The organism is Streptococcus parasanguinis (assembly GCF_047463195.1).
In the GTDB taxonomy this organism is placed as follows: Bacteria; Bacillota; Bacilli; order Lactobacillales; family Streptococcaceae; genus Streptococcus; species Streptococcus parasanguinis_R.
Window position 1 is genome coordinate 228,378 of the sequence record NZ_JASHEI010000001.1, and the last position, 18,834, is coordinate 247,211.

An 18,834-nucleotide genomic window follows, 5' to 3' on the forward strand; every position below is an offset into this window, starting at 1 on the left:
TCTTAAGCTACGCAGCGTAGCCTAGCTACAAAAAATAAAAACATAAAATTAAAACTTATTTGGAGGAAATAACAATGGCATTGAACATTGAAAACATTATTGCTGAAATTAAAGAAGCTTCAATCCTTGAATTGAACGACCTTGTAAAAGCTATCGAAGAAGAATTTGGTGTAACTGCAGCTGCTCCTGTAGCTGTTGCTGCAGCTGGTGCTGCTGACGCAGGTGCTGCTAAAGATTCATTCGATATCGAATTGACATCTGCAGGCGACAAGAAAGTCGGCGTTATCAAAGTTGTACGTGAAATCACTGGTCTTGGTCTTAAAGAAGCTAAAGAACTTGTTGATGGTGCACCTGGTGTCATCAAAGAAGGTGTTGCTGCAGCTGAAGCTGAAGAAATCAAAGGTAAATTGGAAGAAGCTGGAGCTTCAGTTACTCTTAAATAATAGAGTAACGCAAATTGAATGCGAAAGCCTAGTATATTAAGGTTAAGAATTGCTTAAGGTGATTTAAATCTTAAAAAGGGGAGTTATTCCCCACCAAATCCCCGCCAAGTTAGATCTTGGCGGGGATTTTTTTCTACAACAAAATAGACTATATAATTCCTTTGTTAGTTTTACCTTATGCAGAAAGCATGGTGATGTTTTAACCTAAATCCAATCATCGCCTTCGACTGGTGCATATGCCCACCACACCCAAGCTAAACCAAGATCAGTAGCTTGAATAATACTATTTCGCATAGTAATTAAATTATGATAAAGTGCAAAATCAATGTATTCATCTAACTGATTTCTTTTATCAGCATAGCCTTCTTCAATTAATTTTGAGATTGATTCAGGTGAACTAACGTATTCTAAAAAGCTAGTGAAGTAGGTATCTGTTATTAATTTTTCACGAATTTCAAAATTTGAACCTTTGAATTCTCTTTGTAACTGATTTTTAATTGACATCTTTTTCTCCTTTAAATTTATACCATGTCTGTAAAATGTGTTAAAACTATTAGCCATACAACAACCCATATTTTAAGTATGCCATAAAAACGCTGAAAAACTGTTTTTTTCCGTTTTTTTTCTTCATTTTTTAGTAGAAAATGAGAAACATTAAAGAATATAGTTGGTCACTGTAACAGATAGACGCCAATGGGAAAGATGGAAGACCGAGACCGCCATCAAGGCTAAACGATTATATTTTGTAGGCATGGCTGAATTTAAGGCTTTTTTATAGTTTGATCCACGAATTTTATAGGGTTCATCTCTTAGTTCATTAATGAAGGTTTTTTTTGTTTCTCAAATTTCTTTAATGATTTATTTCTTAAATTTTGGTGGCCAACTTCCCAACGTTCTATTAAAAAATTTTTTAAATTCACTTTGAAATTAGGATTATCTTGGAGTTTCTTCAAGTAGAAGTAATAACACTCTCTTGCATGTTGGGCTCGCATCCCATGTAGATTGATTAGATTATTCATTTCCACATCTGTAAAGATATAATCATCCTCTTGTTTATTTTTAAAGGTATCGAGGACTACTGGAACATCCTGAGGAAGAATAAGTTGAGGTTGAAATTTTCCTCCCTTCCCACGCTGAACTAAAACATAGTAATTTCCATTATTATCTTTTCGAATATCTTTTCCTTTTAATTTTTTTAATTCGGATCTACGAATCCCAACTGCCTTCTGAAAATTAACCAGCCGAGAGAAGCGAGAGTCTGTTTCTTGATGTTTACCTTGTGAGTTTTTTGATTTTACACGACCTCGGATAATTTTGTCACTAGAACGCTTGTCTTTTCTAATACGATTCATGTTGATATCAACTGATTTACAAACAGGTGCTAAATAAGTATGAATGGTAGCAACAGAGTATTGTTTTGGATCATCGTTTAGATCTAGTTGATATAATTGAATCACTTCTTCTGTAATATCTGAAATTTTCTTAATATTGTGTTCTTTAGCCCACTTTGTGAATCGAGTAATTGCTCTTTTATAGCTTGTCCTCGTTCGATTGTTTGTGATATTTTTTGAAGCTGCAATAAATAAATCGTGCTTGAGAGAATTCCTTTTTCTTGGCATTATACATTCCTTTCTAAAATAATTACATATTATTGTTAAACTGCCTCCCACCCTTTTTTTAAAAGCTGGGTATGCTTTTGATACTTCCCATCGAGGCTAACTCTTGAAGTTTAATGTTTGCGATAGATTTTCAGTACTCACCGTGATCTATGTTTGGAAGGATCATAAAGATGTCATTGCTTGTTCGAGCTTATAAAACTTTTCTATTTTACTTTTTTTTTACATTATTCTTTTGCTTTACTAAACTAGTTATTTTTTTAGTATTTACTTTTATTTTTACCTTTTTTATTTTACCTTAAACACGTTTTTCTTTACTTTTTTATCTACTAAATGGTTATTCTTTACTTCATGTTATTCAGTAGAGAATAACCATTTAGATTTTCTTTCTTTTTTTCTTAGTTTTTTCCTTTGCAATGACTAGCATATGAGAGATAAGTACGTTTACCGTGCCCAGTAACAAACTTTCTCACCATATGACTAATGGTAATGGCTCTACTTAATCAATTTAATTTACAATAATAGTATGCCATATTTTGATAAAAATAAAGATCAAAGAAAAAACATCGTTATTTTAGGAATGGAAATGTTGTTTTTATTTTTACAGAAAAATGGCATAATAATAGTATAGATAAAAAAGGCAGTGGTGAACTGTCTTTTTTTTGTTCCTTAAAAAAGGGGGTAGCAGATGCTCAAGAACAATCGTTTAATAATATTAAAGAGAGTAAGGCCACCGTGAAAATTTACGAATGAAAAATCTTTTTTTAATAATAATCGGAGGAAAACAAAATGAAAACGTATAAAAACCATGTGATTAATTTAACTCAACAATATCTTACAGAGTTAATTAATCACAATGAAGAAGTCAATATTAGAATGTTTTATTCAACATTTGAAGAGGATCAGTATATCTCAATCTTGAATGACCAGGATCAAGAAGTGTCATTCAATTTTGTAAATGATAGCATTGAAATTGAATTGATTGATCCATTGTGTGAGAAAATTTTGATTACATTTGATACTGTAGAACAGACAGCCAAAGTTCACCAAGTAATTAAATTTCTCTTAGATTTGTTTTTTAAATTCAATTGGCATGAATCAGTTGCAGCGTTATCAGTTGCAGATTTCTGGGAATTGATCAAGAATTACGAGGAAGACGAGCTCGATATGACGTTTGGTTACCCAAGAATCGCAGGCTCCAATAGCTAATAACCATATTTTTACGCACAAAAAGAGTGGGAAAGGAATCGTTTTTTGAACTGCACCCCAAAAGTTAGACAGAAAAAATCTAACTTTTGGGGTGTTTTTATTATGAAATTAACTTATAAAGATAAAGTTCAGATCTATGAACATAGAAAACAAGGGCGAAGCTTCAAAGAGCTTTCAAATATATTTGGGATAAAAATTCCCAATCTTCAGTACATGATTAAATTGATGGATCGTTACGGTATAGAAGTTTGTTAAAAAGGGGAGAAATCGCTATTATTCTCCTAAATTAAAACGAGAAATCATTGATAAAGTTCTGATTGAAGGTCGTTCACAAATAAGGGTGTCTCTAGATTATGCTCTGCCAAGTGTTGGAATGTTGCCTAATTGGATAGCACAATATAAGAAAAACGGGTATACTATTGTTGAGAAAACAAGAGGGAGACCGCCTAAAATGGGACGTAAACCAAAGAAAAAACCTGAAGAGATGACAGAGTTAGAACGTCTTCAAGCAGAAAATGAGTACCTGAGAGCGGAGAATGCTATTCTAAAAAAGTTGAGAGAACTCCGATTGAGGGACGAAAAGGAGCAAGAAGAAAAACAGAAATTGTTCAAGGATTGGTAACAGAGTTTCCTTTAGATATCCTTCTAAACATTATCAAACTTTCTCGTTCAACCTATTATTACCACTTAAAGCAACTGAATCAAGTAGATAAAGATCAAGCTATCAAAGTGGAAATACAAGCCATTTATAATGAACATAAGGGAAATTACGGCTATCGTAGAGTTACTCTTGAATTAAGAAATCGTAGTCGTGCGGTCAATCACAAAAGGGTGCAACGTCTGATGAAAATTCTTGGTTTAACAGCTCGTATTCGTCGTAAACGCAAGTATTCTTCATACCAAGGAGAAGTTGGCAAGAAAGCAGACAACCTTATTCAACGCAATTTGGAAGCAGCTAAACCAATGTACTGACCCCAAAAAGTTAGACAAATAGGCTATCCAAAGGATTTAGTTCTGAATTTCACAGGACTGAGTCCTTTTTCTACCATTTGTCAAGTATATCAAGGTATTAGATGAAAAATAGTTTGAGTTCCATATGACAAACGAAGGAAATTGTCTTTTTTTGAGCTAAAGTTTAGTGTAAAAAGTGTACACAAAACCAACACCTTACCTAGTGATTTTTTTGATAAGGTGTTACAATAATATTGCATACAACAAATTATATACCTTTCTAGAGATAAAGAGCGACTATCTAAGTTGGTAAATAATTTCAGGAGGTTTATACGTTATGCTTAGATCTTATGTAACCAAGAAGCACTTATTCTTCTATTTTGTGGCGATTATGATTACTTGGCTGGAGGCTATCATTACACCAGCTTTGATTCAGTATATTGTCTCTAGTTTTACCAATCACCAGTTGAATTTGCTATGGCAAGTCTTGGTTTGGGGGATTATTGGAAATTTGATTCTCTTGCTGGGTTTGGCGGGGAAACGTTATTACTATGCACGAGTGCTGACAGACTTCAAGTCGGGTATTAAGAAGGATATCTTTCAGACTTTCTTATATAGCCGTCGGATTGCGGATGAGGAAGTTTTGTCAGACTTGGAAAATGATGTAAAACAGCTAGAAGATAATTATATTGAGTCGACTGTTATTATCATTTCTTCTTTGGGATTTACAACCGTCTCTATCTGTTATGCTCTTTGGACAAATTTTTATCTTGGCTTGCTCTTTATCATTTTTTATTCGATACCTATTCTTTGTAGTGGAATTGGTTCTAAACGTTTGGATGAAATTACGAAGGAGAAGTCCCTGGCGAACCAAGTCTATGTCTCTCAAGCAACCAATATGATCGCAGGTGCTCGTTCCATACGGTATTATCGGGGACAAAGTTTGTTTTTCAAACTGTTTTCTAAAGATTTGCATAAGGCTCTAAAGGAAGAAATCGCCTATGAGAAGCAACGGACCATAAATAGTATCTTTATCAATGGAATTGATGCTTTTTGCTCTGTTGCGCCTATTGTCATTGGTGGTTTTATGACCTATTATAACTACCTATCTGCAGCCAGCTTTGTAGGGATTTACCTAGTATCGTATAATATTGGCTATCAATTTCAGGAGTTGTCTTATTTTATCAATACTAGAAAATCAGCCAAGTCTCTCTGTGATAAATATCAAAAATTGCTGAGAGTGGGCTTTGAAATGCCTTCTGTTCTCGAAGATTCTGTCTTTCCTATCCAGTTAAAGCAAGTAAGTGTAGTGCGTGATGGTCAAGAAATTCTAGCCCCTTGTGACCTAACTATTGAGGAAGGCGAAAAGATTGCTATTATCGGAGAAAGTGGGTCTGGGAAAACCACCTTACTGAACCTAATTTATGGTGAAATTAAGCCCAGTCATGGTCGGATTCGCTACCATGGGCAAGAGCTAACCTCGGATGAACTCTATCAGGCAGGAGCCTATATTCTCCAGTCTAGTCATATCTTTGATGGTTTGAGCCTAGAGGAAAATATTGCTCTGGGACAAGAACTGGATTCCATAAAGATGGATGAAATCCTGCGACAAACTGGTTTGAAAGCTCTTCAAAGCAAAACCCCTAGTAACCAGACTCTGTCAGGCGGTGAGAAGCAGCGGTTAGAAATTGCACGTGCTCTCTATCACAATCGCCAATTTATCCTAGCTGATGAAGTTAAAGCCAATCTGGACCTAAAAAATCAAGAGAAAATCAGTCAACTTCTCTTCTCGCTCCCTCAAGCACTCGTAGAAGTGATTCATCACTATAGTGAAGAGGACTTGAAGCGCTATGATAAGGTGATAAAACTGGAGAAATAGGTGGAGGTATAGATTTCAGAAAGGAGTGGCAAGTTCTCTCTTTTTTGTAGGTTGGATAATAAAAACTGATACTGTCAATAATTTTGATTTATTTTTCGTGCATATTTTATATGAATTTAATTCTAATACATTTTAAATAAAAAATACGCAATTTTTACAGAGGTGAAATAGGGATTCACTACACGTCAATAGATGTGAGAAACCTTGATTTAAAGCGATTTTTGAAATTCTAAATTTCACTACATTGCAATATAAATCAACCGAATCACTACCTTTTTCACTACCTTTTTTGAAATAAAAATAATGATTCGGATATTTAAAAGAAGAGGAACTTTATTGTGAAGCTCCTCTTTTTTGAATATCAGATAAAATATTATTCGTCTTTTATGTTTAGTTTTTTTCAGTCAATTGAAAGTGTGGGCTTTTAAAGGTCCATTCTGGGTTGTTAAACCTATTATATATATATGAATTTTCGGATAAAGTAAAAGTCTGATTAGAAATAATATAATAATTAGCAGTATTTATAGTTGCTTCATTTAAGTAGCGAATTTTATCCTTAGTTAATGCTACAATTAGATTTGAGGAGGGATTTAAATTTATATCTTGAAATTCTATACATAGAAATGGATTAATTGGAAAAATTATTTGTTTCCATTCATCAGTTGCAATAACAGGGTTATCGCTAGTAAGTAAATTCTCTGTGCTATAGGCGATATGCATTTGCATGTTTTCAGGGATGTGAATAGATTCTATATACTTTTCCAAATAATCCTTCTTTTTGAAAATCGAGTTGAATCTTTCAATATGATTCTTGCTTTGTTGTATTTCTTTTAATTCTACTGGTGTTTTTCTTGGTAAAGGGGAAAAGATATTATCAAACATTCTTATAAAATTAATTCTCCCACTATCAGTACGTAATGATTGCAGTATTAAATACTGATAAATAGATTCCATATCAACTTCTGATACTGTAAAATCAGGTTTATACCAATCATTTAAAATATACTTCAATATACTTCCTATGGTGGTTTCAAATTTGGATAACTTATTTTCTAATATGTTATCTACAACCCCATTGCTTTCGTAAGTATTATTTCCCGAACATATCTTTTCATAGGACATTATTCGGCATTTATTAGCCATTCTTATGTAGACATGAAGTTTTCCATGTTCATCCGCAAAGTGCTTTATTAACGATCTAGGATAGTAGTGCTGTCTTCTGGTTACCATTTTAGAGTCTCACGATTGAACTATATTCTTATATCAATTATACCATACATTGTTTTTAGACTACTTTAGAAATTAGAGATTTATTGGATTTTTTGCTGTTATAATAGATATTGTTAAAATTTTCTATTATAACAGACATTTGTTGTATCTACTCTGTAACAATATTCTAGTATACTATATAGAAGAAGGATATATATCTATAAGAAAAATCCTTAGTGTGCTGTTTGTGTCGACCTCTTTTATCAATTAATCTTTCGTCACTATAACTATCATACTTCTTTATCCACGAGTATACTTGGCTATGCAAGACTTAATTTAAGATTCTTTAGGTCTTGATATCATTAGAAATCTTGATTTTAAAGGCTTTAGAGTTCAAAAAAATTAACGATATTCAATAATATTACATTATATTGGACAGTAAATGGACAGTGACAGAGTGTTTGAAGGAGAGTAAAAGAGGCTTAAATGCCTCTTTTTGAGTGTTTACACGTAATTATTGACAGTAACAAATTATTTAAATCATTTTCAAGATTAGTGCTTATTAATAGTAATAAACTATTCAAGGTTTCAAATGTTTTAGATTTTCTGAACTCAACATTCATTATTTGTACTTGCTCTTTAAACAGTGTTTGGTAACTTTCTTTTAGAAATTGTTTTTTAGAAATGTAAAAATTATAGCATTTGATAGGAGCTTGCATTGGACAGTACTAAAATCTATTGTTCATAGAAGTTGGATTAGTTTTTGATTTTAGGTGAGTATGAATAATTGAAAAATAAAAGTCATAATGTTATAATTTGTGATATAAAGATAAATATTACATAGAATAGAGGTGGGCATATGGGGAAACTATTGGCGAGCCGAATGCGTAGTCGGAGAAAAGAACTGAATTTGTCTCAGGTTGAATTAGCTGCGGGTATCTGTGAACAGGCCCAAATCAGTAAAATTGAGCGAGATGCAGACTATAGTCCTGGCTCAGACTTAGTATATGCCCTTGCAAAAAAGCTAAATGTATCAATGGACTACTTTTTTGACGAGGATATCCATGTCGAATCGGAGTTTTTGACTCAATTTCGTGCTGTATCTAAGAAATTCTTAGACTTACGAGATTATGATTCACTAAAATATATCTATGAGTTAGAAGCTGCGAAGACAGTAAAACTCCCTCTCTCCGATCAGTTATACCTTCAGTGGATAGAGGCTATTGTGTTGTTTAACCATGACCTTAAACAGAATGAAGCGATCAAAAAATTAGAAGCTATTTTGTCAAAATATAGCGAATATGATTGGGAATATTTGAATATCTCAAATAGTTTATTGCACTTTTACTTTCAGACGGATGAACTCTCAAAATTTGAAGAAGTCTATAATCGCATGACCAATCTTTTTAAGAGTGTTAAGGTTCGGACAATTGATGAACTTGAAATTCTGATTAAATGTCGGTATAACTTTTGTCGGTATCTATGGTTAAACCAGCAAACAGAGAGAGCGATAAGTGAGACTTTTGAAACGATTGATATTTGTCTCAAAAATAATAGTTTCTACTGTTTAGCTAATCTTTACTGTTTACTTGGGAATGTTAGTGAAGGTTTTGCCCATAAAGATGCCGTTAAACAGTACTTTGTAACAGCGCAGCATGCATACTTGCTAGAGGGAAATGATAAGATGGCTTTAGACCTTGAGCGTTTTATCAATGAAACATTCCCAGCATAATTGTTATAGACAACTCAGTCTTTACTGTGTTGTTTTTTATATGCATTTATTGTAACATCTCTCATGAAACGAGTTATTTCTACAGTTAAAATAAACTTATTCATAATAAAAAAATAAAATAAAAAAATATTTATAAATATTATTGACAAAAAATATTCTGCATGATAGAATACAATCAAGAAATATGAAAGGGGTTGCAAGGTATGAAGAATAGCATTAAAAAGATTATTTCAACATCGTTACTTGCTCTTACCCTAGCTGGTGCAGGTGGTTCAATCGCTTCTGCTGCAACAGTTTATTATAAAGGTTCTGCCGTTTATTGGAACTATGGTCGTACAGTAGGACTTTGGAGTTACTCACACGTTCAATCTGGTGTGTATGAACACGCAGCAAGTGCTAACGGAGGTTTCTCAGGTTGGAAACGGCCAGGAATTGAAGCACGTGCATCTAAATATATTGGAACTGGTACAGCACAATGTTACTGGAATTGTAGGTAAGCGCCTATGACATACAAAAACATGTTATTAGGTAAAATGAAGTACTTAATCCTGTTTTTGATTGCCATTCAGAGCGTACTACTTGCTCTGATGGCAATTTTTTTTACAGGTGTTCAGTATGAGGAGTCATGGCAAAGTTATAACCGTAATTCTGGGTCAGTTACAGTTTATCTTCAAAGATTATCTGAAGAACAGTCGCAAAGTGTATACCAATACTTTTTGGAACAAAGTGACTTGTCTATTTGGACGAAACGTACTACAAATAGTAGTAGGGATGGTTCAATAAATAGAATATATTTAGATGTTCTTGGCAATCCTGAAGGTTTTTCAGATTTTACAAACGGTGGTAAAATAATTTTATCACACCAACAAATTTCGGATTTATTATCCCATAGTGACAATAACTTGACTATTGGACTTGATAAGGGAACTGATAATATGCTCTATGAATTACCGAGCTTGTTATTTACAACCCCTGTTGTTATTAATCGGTTAGACCATATTTTTAAAGAAACAAATACAATAAACGGGATATATCATATCAATGGTCTTCAGGACAACCTCTCAAGAGAAACGTTTTTATCAAATCTCTCATCCATTACTGGGATTTCTGTTGAAGACTTGATTAAAGAGAGTTTTGGCAGTAATACTGTTGAGGGAATTGTGCCAATCGTTTTAGCTGCTAGTATTGCAGTAAATGCTATGGTTCTTCTTGTTCTTTTCCTAATATGTGTTTTACAATCCTTTAAACATTTTGGGACATTGATACTACTTGGATGGGATAGGAAGGAGTTGTGGTCTGCCCTCTTCAAGGATTCTCTTCTGTTTTCTATTTATATTGCACCTGTTTCCGCACTAGCAACTTGGTTTTTGTCAGGTTGGGCTAGTTTTGGATTATCATCATTTGTGTTAGTCTTTGCGGGTACAAGTCTTTCAATCTTGTTACTATTGCTAACATTAATTATTCCAAGTATTGTTGTTTATTTGGTTTCTCCATTAGCTGCAATTCATAAACGGTTACCAATGAAACCATTAATGGCAACCAGTTTGTTATTCTATACTTTAGTAGCTGGTTTATTAATAGCAGTTAGTCATTCCTTAGATGCGCCAATGAATCAGTTCTTTGATAATGTCAAAGTAGCTAGGGAGTGGAAAAGTGTTGAAAATATGTATGTTATTTCGGATTTTGTAGAAGGGGATGATATAGGAACCTACTCTGGTAATACAAATTCATTAGAAAGCAGCATGTATCACTTTTACCAACGAATTTCAGAGATTCCAGGTGTTTATATTGCTCAGGGAGAATATCTCGGGCAAGAATACCTTGATACAATCTATGGTACGTATCAAAATGTTCCTAAAAAACCATTTTGGTATTTAACCTATTCTTATAATTACTTATCTGAACTAGGAGTTGAGTTAAGTAATGAAGAATTATCCGAAATACGTAATGGTGCCAGATTGTACCTTATTCCTGATACTCTAGGTTCAGCGGATGTTGAAACCATGAAGGCTTACTTACAAGAAGTTGTTCGAGTAAAACCAGGGGATATAGGGACTAAGTTTACAGAAAATCCAAGATTTTTATTTAGAACCTATCAGCCATCTAAGTCCATTTTTACTTGGTCAAGATCAATCGATCGAGGTGTAACTAGTGAAGAACCTGTTATTTTTGTAGCAGCTCCTGAAAACTTGTACTTCATGGAATCAGCAAACCTATCTGTGAGTGGATATGACGGAATTTTGAAAGTTCGTGATAAGGAAACAATGAATCAGGTAAAATCAATTTTAGATAATGAGTTCCCTGATTTATCAGACAATGCACTGAAATTTACAACGGTTAAGAATTATATCAATGGACTTCAGAAAGATCTCGGCTATACTTTCTACCTATTTGGAAGTATCATTGCTATTATTGTCTTTACTATGATGGCTATCTTTTGGAGTTTTGTCTTGATTTATCGCTTGCTTTTCGAAGAAAAACTGTATGTACAATACTTCATGGGCTTTTCTCCTTGGAAGAGGTATAGCGGTGTTCTTTCTCTTGTCGTTGGTGTTTCTGCGGTAGAACTACTAGTTTCTATCTTACTAGGCTCTAAGTTGGGAATAGTTTTAACACTAGTTACATTTGCTTTCCAATTATTACTTCTTTACTTCAATCTATTCCGTAAAGAAGGAGAAAATCTCATACAATCGTTTAAGGGGTGATTTAATGTCTATGATTTCCGTACAAAATGTGTCAAAAAAATTTGGTTCACGTGAGATTTTAAAAGACTTAAGTTTTGATGTTGAGGAAAATGAATTTGTAGCTTTAGTAGGGCCATCTGGTTCTGGAAAATCTACGTTACTCAATATGATTGGCCTTTTGGATAATATTGATAGTGGTAAGATTTTAATCAACGGGAAGATCTTACCAAAAGTGAATTCGCGTTCTGCGGTTAACTATCGAAAGAATGTTATCAACTATCTATTTCAATTAAATGCACTCATCTCTACATCCAGTGTAAAAGATAATCTCATGCTTGCTTTGACCTTTACTAATTTCTCTAAGGAAGAGAAGGAGAAAAAGATTAAAGAAACCTTGCGGTTTGTTGGTTTGGAAAATAGGCTAGATAGCAAGGTCAATGAATTGTCTGGAGGTGAGCAGCAGAGAATCGCCATCGTGAGATCTATTCTAAAACCAGGTGATATCATCTTGGCAGATGAACCAACAGGTTCATTGGATCCTGATATGGCTCAAAAATCATTTGACTTAATTCGGTCATTGAGAGATCAGTTTGGAAAAACAATTCTAATCGTCACACATAATTTAAACCATGCGAAACAATGTGATCGAATTGTCTCGTTGAAATCAGCTTTTGGAAACTAATCTAGTCACTTACAACTGAGACGATCATTTTAGTCTATAGAACAATGAAGGAAGTGGAAGTTTAAGCATGAAAAATTGATACTGTCAATAATTCTGTGTAAACATAAAAAACCTTTCTTGTTATCGGTAATTAAATTTTAATTTTAAAATACCTGAGACGTGTAGGCACATAAAAGCCACATTTATTTTTACTAGACAACACAAAAACGCTCTAGACAATATGACTAGAGCGTTTTCTATATATCCAAACATCTAATTTATTTAACAAAAAATGTAGTCAAAAATGTAGTCATTCGGTTGATTTATATTGCAATGTAGTGAAATTTAGAATTTCAAGAATCGCTTAAAATCAAGGTTTCTCACATCTATTGACGTGTAGTGAACCCCTATTTCACCTCTGTAAAGATTGACTAAAACAAATTTTCATCAGACAGATAGGTAGAGTATTTTCAAAAGTCTCAACTTAAAATGTTAATTATTAAGAATTTAAATATTTCTAATTTTTTGAATATTCATTGACCAGACTTATTTTTAGACGTATAATGATCATGTAAAATATATCACAAAGAATAATATGTAATAAGATTTAATGATTACATATGATATTTCTTAATTATAGGATTCTATTATTTAGGAGGGATTTATGATTAATATTTTTAAATATCTTGATAAAAAAACAAAATACCTAACCATTATTGGGGCACTGGCAAATGGGGGTCTCGCTTTGGGGCAACCCTTGGTTGTTGCCAAAGCATTATCGATAGATCAAAATAACCTTACCTATTCTTCTATTTGGAAATTTGCCCTCTTTGGTTTTTCTGTCTATTTCGCTTTGTATAGTCTAATGTTATTTTGTAATCATGCAAATAATGTCTTTAGACGTGAAATTCACATGAATATCCGAACGGCACTTTTTCAGAAGTTAATGGAAGACAGGGAATATAGTGAAGATGAAAAGATTACCATGCTGACACAGGATATGGAATTTCTAGGAGATAACTTTTTTGAACGCTATATGTCTATTTCATGTTGGGGATTTGGAGCACTGATTACGGCGATCTATATCATTGCCCAAAATGTTTTATTGGGTTCTATCTTTGTTTTCTTCACGATCTTACGTCCCATTCCACAATTCTTAATGAATAATAAGCTAAAGAATTCAGGGGATGAAATGTCTCAGGGAAGAACAGCCGTTCATAACCAAATCTCTGATAGTATTCGAGGGGCTCAAACCTTGCGGATGAATCAAGCCTTGCCTGAAAATTCTCAGCGCGTCTGGAATATCAATCTTCGTTATCAACGAGCCATTCAAAAGTTTGCTTTTACCCATAATATTGTTTTCTTTTGTAATGGTTTCATGGTCTTTCTTAGCCAAGTACTCCCCTTGGTATTGGGGTTCTTCCTTGCCATGCATGGTCATCATGTTTCAGTGGCTAGCCTGGTTGCAATGTATATTGCCGCTGGTCAACTGGTAGGTCCTATACAAAATATCATGTATGATGTGGTTGAAGTACAAGGAGCCAAAACAACGGCAGAAAAGATTTTCGGAATTTTAAATCGAGCAGATGATAGTGAATCGGACAATCATTCGATCTCACAAGTAGAAGAACTAGAAATTTCTCATTTAAGTAAATCTTATAACGGTAGAGAGATTATACGCGATCTTAATCTAACCATTCAACAAGGCGAAAAAGTCCTCATCAAAGGGCCAAGTGGCTGTGGAAAATCAACCCTCTTTCGAATGATCACAGGGGAAGAAAAGGCGAATGATGGGACGATTTCTTGTCGGACAAGGGATGGAGCAAAAACAAGTTATTTTATTCGTCAGGTAGGTATCATCAGTCAGCATCCTTTCCTCTTTAATGATACTATTCGCTACAATCTCAGTTTGGGACAAGAGTTTTCAGATCAAGAATTAGAGACTGTCTTAAGACAGGTCAAACTCGATCATGAACTAACTGATGGACTTGATTTTGTAATCACTAATAACGGAGAAAATATTTCAGGTGGACAACGTGTCCGGATTGAACTAGCCCGCTTCCTACTTCGTAAAAAGGATATTTTATTAGCAGATGAGGTAACTGCAGCTCTTGACGCAGAAAATAGCCAGATGGTTCGAGACTTGATTTTCTCACTACCGATGATGGTGTTAGAAATCGCTCACCATATTGATGATGAAAGTCGATACGATCAAGTCATTGAACTTAGAAAGACTTGATTTTATAATGAACCCAATATGTTGGATAAATAATTTAAATTTCTTCTATTTAAAATGGAAGGATAAACCTAAACAAAAAAATAAGTCCTTTTGCTATCTTTATAAGTTTTACATGATTTACTTGTGGTTTATCTTCATAATTTCCATAATGGCTATTGGTATTTTTTCCCTTGGAGTACTGGCTGTTAGAGGCGAAATACTTACGTTAGGTTTCTTTGTTTTATCTTTTTTAGGTGTAGTTCTATTTAGTGTCTATATTTTTAGTATTCTGAAAGAGATACAGGACATAAAGCAAATAAAAGATAAAATAAATAGGTAGACGTAATCTAATTTGAATTGTCTTTATCTGGACTATACATCCGTATCTTGAACAGGTTACTAAAAAGGTGCTAAATTATGAAAAAAGTCCCATTGTTAGTCTAAGTTGTTAGTATTTTAAAAAAGACAAGGTGTTTTATCCTTGTCTTTTTCGTTTTAGTATTGCTTTTGTTTCAATGTCAATAAGTGTGTTCTTTTTGAATCAGTAACTATTCCAATTTATCTATCTTGAAATAAATAAAATCCCTTTGTAATACTATAAAAAATAACTAACAAAGAAATAACTATAAGACTCGGTTGCCAGAAACCTGATATATCTACTAAACTACGGCCTAAAAGTTGGCCAATAAAGCTAACTAAAATTAAAATAATTAAATTGAAAACTACTGATACTAATAAAATTAACACCGAATGTATTATTGCCTCGGCTATACGTATTTTAAAAAGTTGTAATCTTGACACTCCCAGTGTCTTTAACTGTTTAATGTCCTCAATATCTTTATTAGAAGATAAAATTGTAAGAGAAATAGAACTAGTAATAATCAGAATAATTGGAGCAGACAGATAAGCAATAAAGGAAGCTCTTGCTTCTTGTACACCGTTTGCTGTATTCATGAATGAATACATATTTTGGGTGTAAAGAATAAACCCAGAAATGAGAGTTACTCCCATGCTCATTGAAGTTTGTATACTTTTCAAATAGCTAGGATTGGATAGTAGATCCCAAAAGCCTGTATTGATTACATAATTTTCAGTTGGAAATATCCTCATTAAAAATTTTATTAGAAACATTTGAATTGATGGAGATAGTGATTGAATAATAAGGATGTGAATAATTAATAAAAATAATATTATGCTTGACTGTGTTGCAATTATTTCTTTGTTTCTGATAAAACCTGCTGAAACAATAAAACCTATACATAGTAACCATAGGAATAAACGAACAGAGCCAGTTACTGTAACTTTTCTTTTTTTCTTTTTTGGTTTTAATATTGATGATATTTTAAGTATTCGACTTGAATAAAAGTAAGCCCCTATCCCGACAATTGTTGGGACTATAAAAACACTCAATAAAATTGATTGAATGTTGGCTGTAATAACCAAATCAGGTAACTCATCTCTTCCTAATAAATTTTGTAAAAATTTGTAGTAACTATCTGCCATGAAGAATGAAAGTATTGTACCAATACTACTAACAATCACTGCCATTAAATAAAACTGTCCAGATACTAGTAAAGATAGCTGAGTTCTGCTTGCGCCTAAGATAGCCCATAATTGGTAATCCTTTTTAAAGATATCTATTAGCAGTCTTATATTATTTGAAATAAGGAAAAATAGAGTAGTCCCGCCAAAAACTATTAGCATTTGAAAAAGTTGTGAAGCGTTAATATTAGCAGTCTTTATTGAACTAGCAATACCAAATAAAGATGTTCCAACAATCAGGCTAGATACAAATAGTAATGGTATTGTTCCTAACCATTGTCTTTTTGAGTACTGAAATTGGTAAATGATTAATTTTAGCATAATAAAACCTCCTCAAATTAATCTTTACTACTTTCAAGTGCTTGGTAGAGCTCATCAGCTGAAGGTTTAATAATTTGTCGAGATATTTTTCCGTCTTTTAAAATGAGTGCTCTGTCAGTTTTTGAAGCCAACTCAATATCATGAGTGACCATAAAAACACATTTTCCTTGACTCGCTAAATTACGAAGTGTTTCAAAAATAAGTTTTCTTGAGACGCTGTCCAGAGCTCCTGTTGGCTCATCAGCAAAAATAATTTTACTATCAGCTATTATTGCACGAGTAATAGCCACTTTTTGCTGTTCTCCACCTGATAAGGTAGAAACTAATGATGATAGTTCTGCTTTAAAATTCAAACTATCCAACATTTTTTTTACTTTATTGCTATCAATACTCTTTCCTGAAAGTCTCAGAGGAAGTGTAACATTTTCTAGAACAGGTAGAGCGGGTACCAGATTATAATTTTGAAAAATAATTGCAATATCTTGCCTTCTAAATTTAGCAAGTTTCCCTTCTTTTAAAGTGTATGGATTCACACCATTGATAACAACTTCGCCACTTGTTGGTTCAGATAAACTTGATAAACAACTTAATAAAGTAGACTTTCCAGAACCACTGACACCAAGTATTGATACAAATTCTCCATAATTGACAGATAAAGAAATATCTTTCAAAATAGAGACAGTTTTATCTTGCCCTAGTAAAAATTCTTTTGAAAGATTTGTGACTTCAACAGCTAGATTATTAACCATAATAAATCCTCCTGATTCCAGTGTCATCTTTGATTTAATTATACAATATTTTAATTCTGTCAATATCAATAAATGTGTTCTTTTTGGAGTATTCTATAGATTCGAGGTAACGTTATCATGGTATAGATCAGGAGAGAAACTCCTCCAAATACGAATATCAGGCCTCCGTTTATGTCCTTTTGAAATAAATAAGTAAATACAATGGTACCTATCGGCATGATAGACGTATTCAGTGTGAACAAAGTACTCATTACTCTTCCTAAATAATTTGTTTCAATACTACTTTGAAGATAGGTCATGACGACAATATTTAGAATAACAAGAGTAAATGCGATAATTCCCATAAATAAACCGCCAACGGAAGAAATAATCACCTGGGCGTTAGTAGTTGCAAATGTAATACCCAAACCAACGATAGCGATAGTTAGAAGAAAAAGCGGGATGCGGATTCTATTAGTGAGAAGTGTGTTGGTTTCTTTTTTGTCTGGCAGTAGCGACATAGACACACTGGCTAATAACATTCCAACTGCAGACATAGTTTCTAGGATACCTACTGTTGCATTATCTAATAAGAGTTGCTCTTTGACTACAAATGGTACTCCAATGCTAATGGAAGTATAGAAAAAATTCAGTACAACACTAACAAGAATAATATATTTGACAATCTGATTTTCTTTTAAGAATTGGATAATTTCTTTGACCCCGTGTTGATGCTTTTCATTCTGTTTAATCTTAGCTTCTTGCTCTTCGTGTTCATAGAAGAATTTCATGGTAAGTAAGACACCTAAAGAAAGGATATTTGCAATGATTTCTATAAGAATAAAGCCTGAGAAGCCTAACCAATTATAAAGAATGACTCCAATAGCTGGGGAAAGCATGGTTGCGATAGCAATGGCGGTTTGTGTAACAGAACTTAATCGTTGAATTTTTTTATCGTTTACTAACTCGTGGATAGAGGCTGAATAACAAGTATCATTGATGTTAACTGTAATTGAGTGGAGTATGACAAACGGGATTACGAGGTATAAGATAGTAGATGAATTCGTTAAAAAATAAAAAGCATAAAACAGAAGAAAGATTATAAGCCTAAAGATAAAATTATAAATTAAGATCTTTTTATGACGGTATCGGTCTACTAAATTACCGATTGGAAGCAAGAAAATCAAACTAACTAAAGGATAGATGATCATATTGATTCCAAAACTCATTGCAGATTTTGTTTGGTCCAGTAACATTAATCCTAAAGCAAAATTAAAAGCTTTTCCACTTAAAGAACTAATAAAACTACTAATAAAGTCTTTGATGATTTGTCTATTAGACATTTGATCACTTATTAAATTCTTAATATTAACCCCCTCCATTCGTTTCAACATTGCTTTGGTTATCTAATCCTATTCAATGAACCTGTGTTGTAAGGTAATTGGGATAGTAGATAAAACATAATTTTTGTTAATTAAGATTTTACCAATTATACTAATAAAAGTATATTAAAAAATGTAGAAAATATTGTATTTATGTTTACTAATTATATTTCTCTCTTGCTTTGACATTATCTAAATTGATAACTTCATACGTACCTCTTCTAAAATAGGATATATTTTACAATCGTTAAAGGAATTC

General features: G+C 33.1%; 14 protein-coding genes and 2 pseudogenes. 10 read left to right on the forward strand and 6 right to left on the reverse strand.

Annotation, left to right across the window (positions count from 1 at the left end):
* The first annotated feature begins 74 nt into the window (after nt 1–74).
* On the forward strand, nt 75–443 hold the full coding sequence (gene rplL, locus QM870_RS01070) for a 50S ribosomal protein L7/L12 (RefSeq protein WP_003001622.1): 369 nt from the start codon (nt 75–77) through the stop codon (nt 441–443).
* Nucleotides 444–647: 204 nt separating this feature from the next.
* Here rplL and QM870_RS01075 read toward each other — a convergent pair whose 3' ends face one another.
* Together QM870_RS01075 and QM870_RS01080 are read right to left on the reverse strand one after the other, a co-directional pair.
* Entirely contained in the window at nt 648–947 is a 300-nt protein-coding gene (locus tag QM870_RS01075) for a hypothetical protein (protein ID WP_003004863.1), read from the reverse strand.
* Nucleotides 948–1,252: 305 nt separating this feature from the next.
* Nucleotides 1,253–2,062 (reverse strand): phage integrase N-terminal SAM-like domain-containing protein, encoded by an 810-nt coding sequence (locus QM870_RS01080; protein ID WP_414368165.1) that lies wholly within the window; start codon nt 2,060–2,062, stop codon nt 1,253–1,255.
* An 873-nt stretch (nt 2,063–2,935) separates the two neighbouring features.
* Between QM870_RS01080 and QM870_RS01085 the strand changes: the two genes are divergently transcribed.
* The 4 genes and pseudogenes from QM870_RS01085 (at nt 2,936) to gggC (ending at nt 6,098) form a co-directional block, all read left to right on the forward strand.
* Nucleotides 2,936–3,268, forward strand: a complete 333-nt coding sequence (locus QM870_RS01085) for a hypothetical protein (protein ID WP_414368168.1) — start codon at nt 2,936–2,938, stop codon at nt 3,266–3,268.
* Between the two features lie 102 nt (nt 3,269–3,370).
* Nucleotides 3,371–4,234, forward strand: a pseudogene (locus QM870_RS01090) (IS3 family transposase); the annotation flags it as partial.
* Nucleotides 4,235–4,471: 237 nt separating this feature from the next.
* Nucleotides 4,472–4,564 (forward strand): annotated as a pseudogene (locus QM870_RS10235) (radical SAM protein); the annotation flags it as partial.
* On the forward strand, nt 4,557–6,098 hold the full coding sequence (gggC, locus tag QM870_RS01095; protein ID WP_414368170.1) for a streptosactin export ABC transporter GggC: 1,542 nt from the start codon (nt 4,557–4,559) through the stop codon (nt 6,096–6,098). The pseudogene QM870_RS10235 and the gene gggC, both read left to right, overlap by 8 nt.
* Before the next feature lie 390 nt (nt 6,099–6,488).
* Here gggC and QM870_RS01100 read toward each other — a convergent pair whose 3' ends face one another.
* On the reverse strand, nt 6,489–7,328 hold the full coding sequence (locus QM870_RS01100; RefSeq protein WP_414368173.1) for a DUF4238 domain-containing protein: 840 nt from the start codon (nt 7,326–7,328) through the stop codon (nt 6,489–6,491).
* A gap of 838 nt (nt 7,329–8,166) precedes the next feature.
* Between QM870_RS01100 and QM870_RS01105 the strand changes: the two genes are divergently transcribed.
* From QM870_RS01105 to QM870_RS01125, 5 genes are all read left to right on the forward strand, one after another.
* Complete coding sequence (locus QM870_RS01105) at nt 8,167–9,039, forward strand: helix-turn-helix domain-containing protein (protein ID WP_414368175.1); 873 nt, start codon at nt 8,167–8,169, stop codon at nt 9,037–9,039.
* A gap of 203 nt (nt 9,040–9,242) precedes the next feature.
* The gene (locus tag QM870_RS01110; RefSeq protein WP_414368177.1) at nt 9,243–9,536 is read left to right on the forward strand and encodes a hypothetical protein; all 294 of its coding nucleotides are present in this window, start codon (nt 9,243–9,245) and stop codon (nt 9,534–9,536) included.
* 6 nt (nt 9,537–9,542) lie between these two features.
* Nucleotides 9,543–11,744, forward strand: a complete 2,202-nt coding sequence (locus tag QM870_RS01115; protein WP_414368179.1) for an ABC transporter permease — start codon at nt 9,543–9,545, stop codon at nt 11,742–11,744.
* Nucleotides 11,745–11,748: 4 nt separating this feature from the next.
* Nucleotides 11,749–12,405 (forward strand): ABC transporter ATP-binding protein, encoded by a 657-nt coding sequence (locus tag QM870_RS01120; RefSeq protein WP_414368181.1) that lies wholly within the window; start codon nt 11,749–11,751, stop codon nt 12,403–12,405.
* Between the two features lie 643 nt (nt 12,406–13,048).
* Nucleotides 13,049–14,623 carry an ATP-binding cassette domain-containing protein gene (locus QM870_RS01125; RefSeq protein ID WP_414368184.1) on the forward strand — a complete coding sequence of 525 codons (1,575 nt, stop codon included), beginning with the start codon at nt 13,049–13,051 and terminating at the stop codon, nt 14,621–14,623.
* 537 nt (nt 14,624–15,160) lie between these two features.
* On the opposite strand, the gene QM870_RS01130 is transcribed toward QM870_RS01125, so the two are convergent.
* The 3 genes from QM870_RS01130 to QM870_RS01140 all read right to left on the reverse strand — a co-directional run bounded on the left by QM870_RS01130 (nt 15,161) and on the right by QM870_RS01140 (nt 18,587).
* Nucleotides 15,161–16,465: a beta-carotene 15,15'-monooxygenase gene (locus tag QM870_RS01130; protein ID WP_414368186.1), complete on the reverse strand. Its 1,305-nt coding sequence runs from the start codon at nt 16,463–16,465 to the stop codon at nt 15,161–15,163.
* Between the two features lie 17 nt (nt 16,466–16,482).
* Entirely contained in the window at nt 16,483–17,214 is a 732-nt protein-coding gene (locus tag QM870_RS01135; protein ID WP_414368188.1) for an ABC transporter ATP-binding protein, read from the reverse strand.
* 65 nt (nt 17,215–17,279) lie between these two features.
* Complete coding sequence (locus QM870_RS01140) at nt 17,280–18,587, reverse strand: MFS transporter (RefSeq protein WP_414368191.1); 1,308 nt, start codon at nt 18,585–18,587, stop codon at nt 17,280–17,282.
* Between the last annotated feature and the right edge of the window lie 247 nt (nt 18,588–18,834).

Excerpts from the sequence above, each read along its gene's own strand:
- rplL (WP_003001622.1), top strand. The coding sequence starts at position 75 with ATGGCATTGAACATTGAAAACATTATTGCTGAAATTAAAGAAGCTTCA.
- QM870_RS01075 (WP_003004863.1), bottom strand. The coding sequence starts at position 947 with ATGTCAATTAAAAATCAGTTACAAAGAGAATTCAAAGGTTCAAATTTT.
- QM870_RS01080 (WP_414368165.1), bottom strand. The coding sequence starts at position 2,062 with ATGCCAAGAAAAAGGAATTCTCTCAAGCACGATTTATTTATTGCAGCT.
- QM870_RS01085 (WP_414368168.1), top strand. The coding sequence starts at position 2,936 with ATGTTTTATTCAACATTTGAAGAGGATCAGTATATCTCAATCTTGAAT.
- gggC (WP_414368170.1), top strand. The coding sequence starts at position 4,557 with ATGCTTAGATCTTATGTAACCAAGAAGCACTTATTCTTCTATTTTGTG.
- QM870_RS01100 (WP_414368173.1), bottom strand. The coding sequence starts at position 7,328 with ATGGTAACCAGAAGACAGCACTACTATCCTAGATCGTTAATAAAGCAC.
- QM870_RS01105 (WP_414368175.1), top strand. The coding sequence starts at position 8,167 with ATGGGGAAACTATTGGCGAGCCGAATGCGTAGTCGGAGAAAAGAACTG.
- QM870_RS01110 (WP_414368177.1), top strand. The coding sequence starts at position 9,243 with ATGAAGAATAGCATTAAAAAGATTATTTCAACATCGTTACTTGCTCTT.
- QM870_RS01115 (WP_414368179.1), top strand. The coding sequence starts at position 9,543 with ATGACATACAAAAACATGTTATTAGGTAAAATGAAGTACTTAATCCTG.
- QM870_RS01120 (WP_414368181.1), top strand. The coding sequence starts at position 11,749 with ATGTCTATGATTTCCGTACAAAATGTGTCAAAAAAATTTGGTTCACGT.
- QM870_RS01125 (WP_414368184.1), top strand. The coding sequence starts at position 13,049 with ATGATTAATATTTTTAAATATCTTGATAAAAAAACAAAATACCTAACC.
- QM870_RS01130 (WP_414368186.1), bottom strand. The coding sequence starts at position 16,465 with ATGCTAAAATTAATCATTTACCAATTTCAGTACTCAAAAAGACAATGG.
- QM870_RS01135 (WP_414368188.1), bottom strand. The coding sequence starts at position 17,214 with ATGGTTAATAATCTAGCTGTTGAAGTCACAAATCTTTCAAAAGAATTT.
- QM870_RS01140 (WP_414368191.1), bottom strand. The coding sequence starts at position 18,587 with ATGTTGAAACGAATGGAGGGGGTTAATATTAAGAATTTAATAAGTGAT.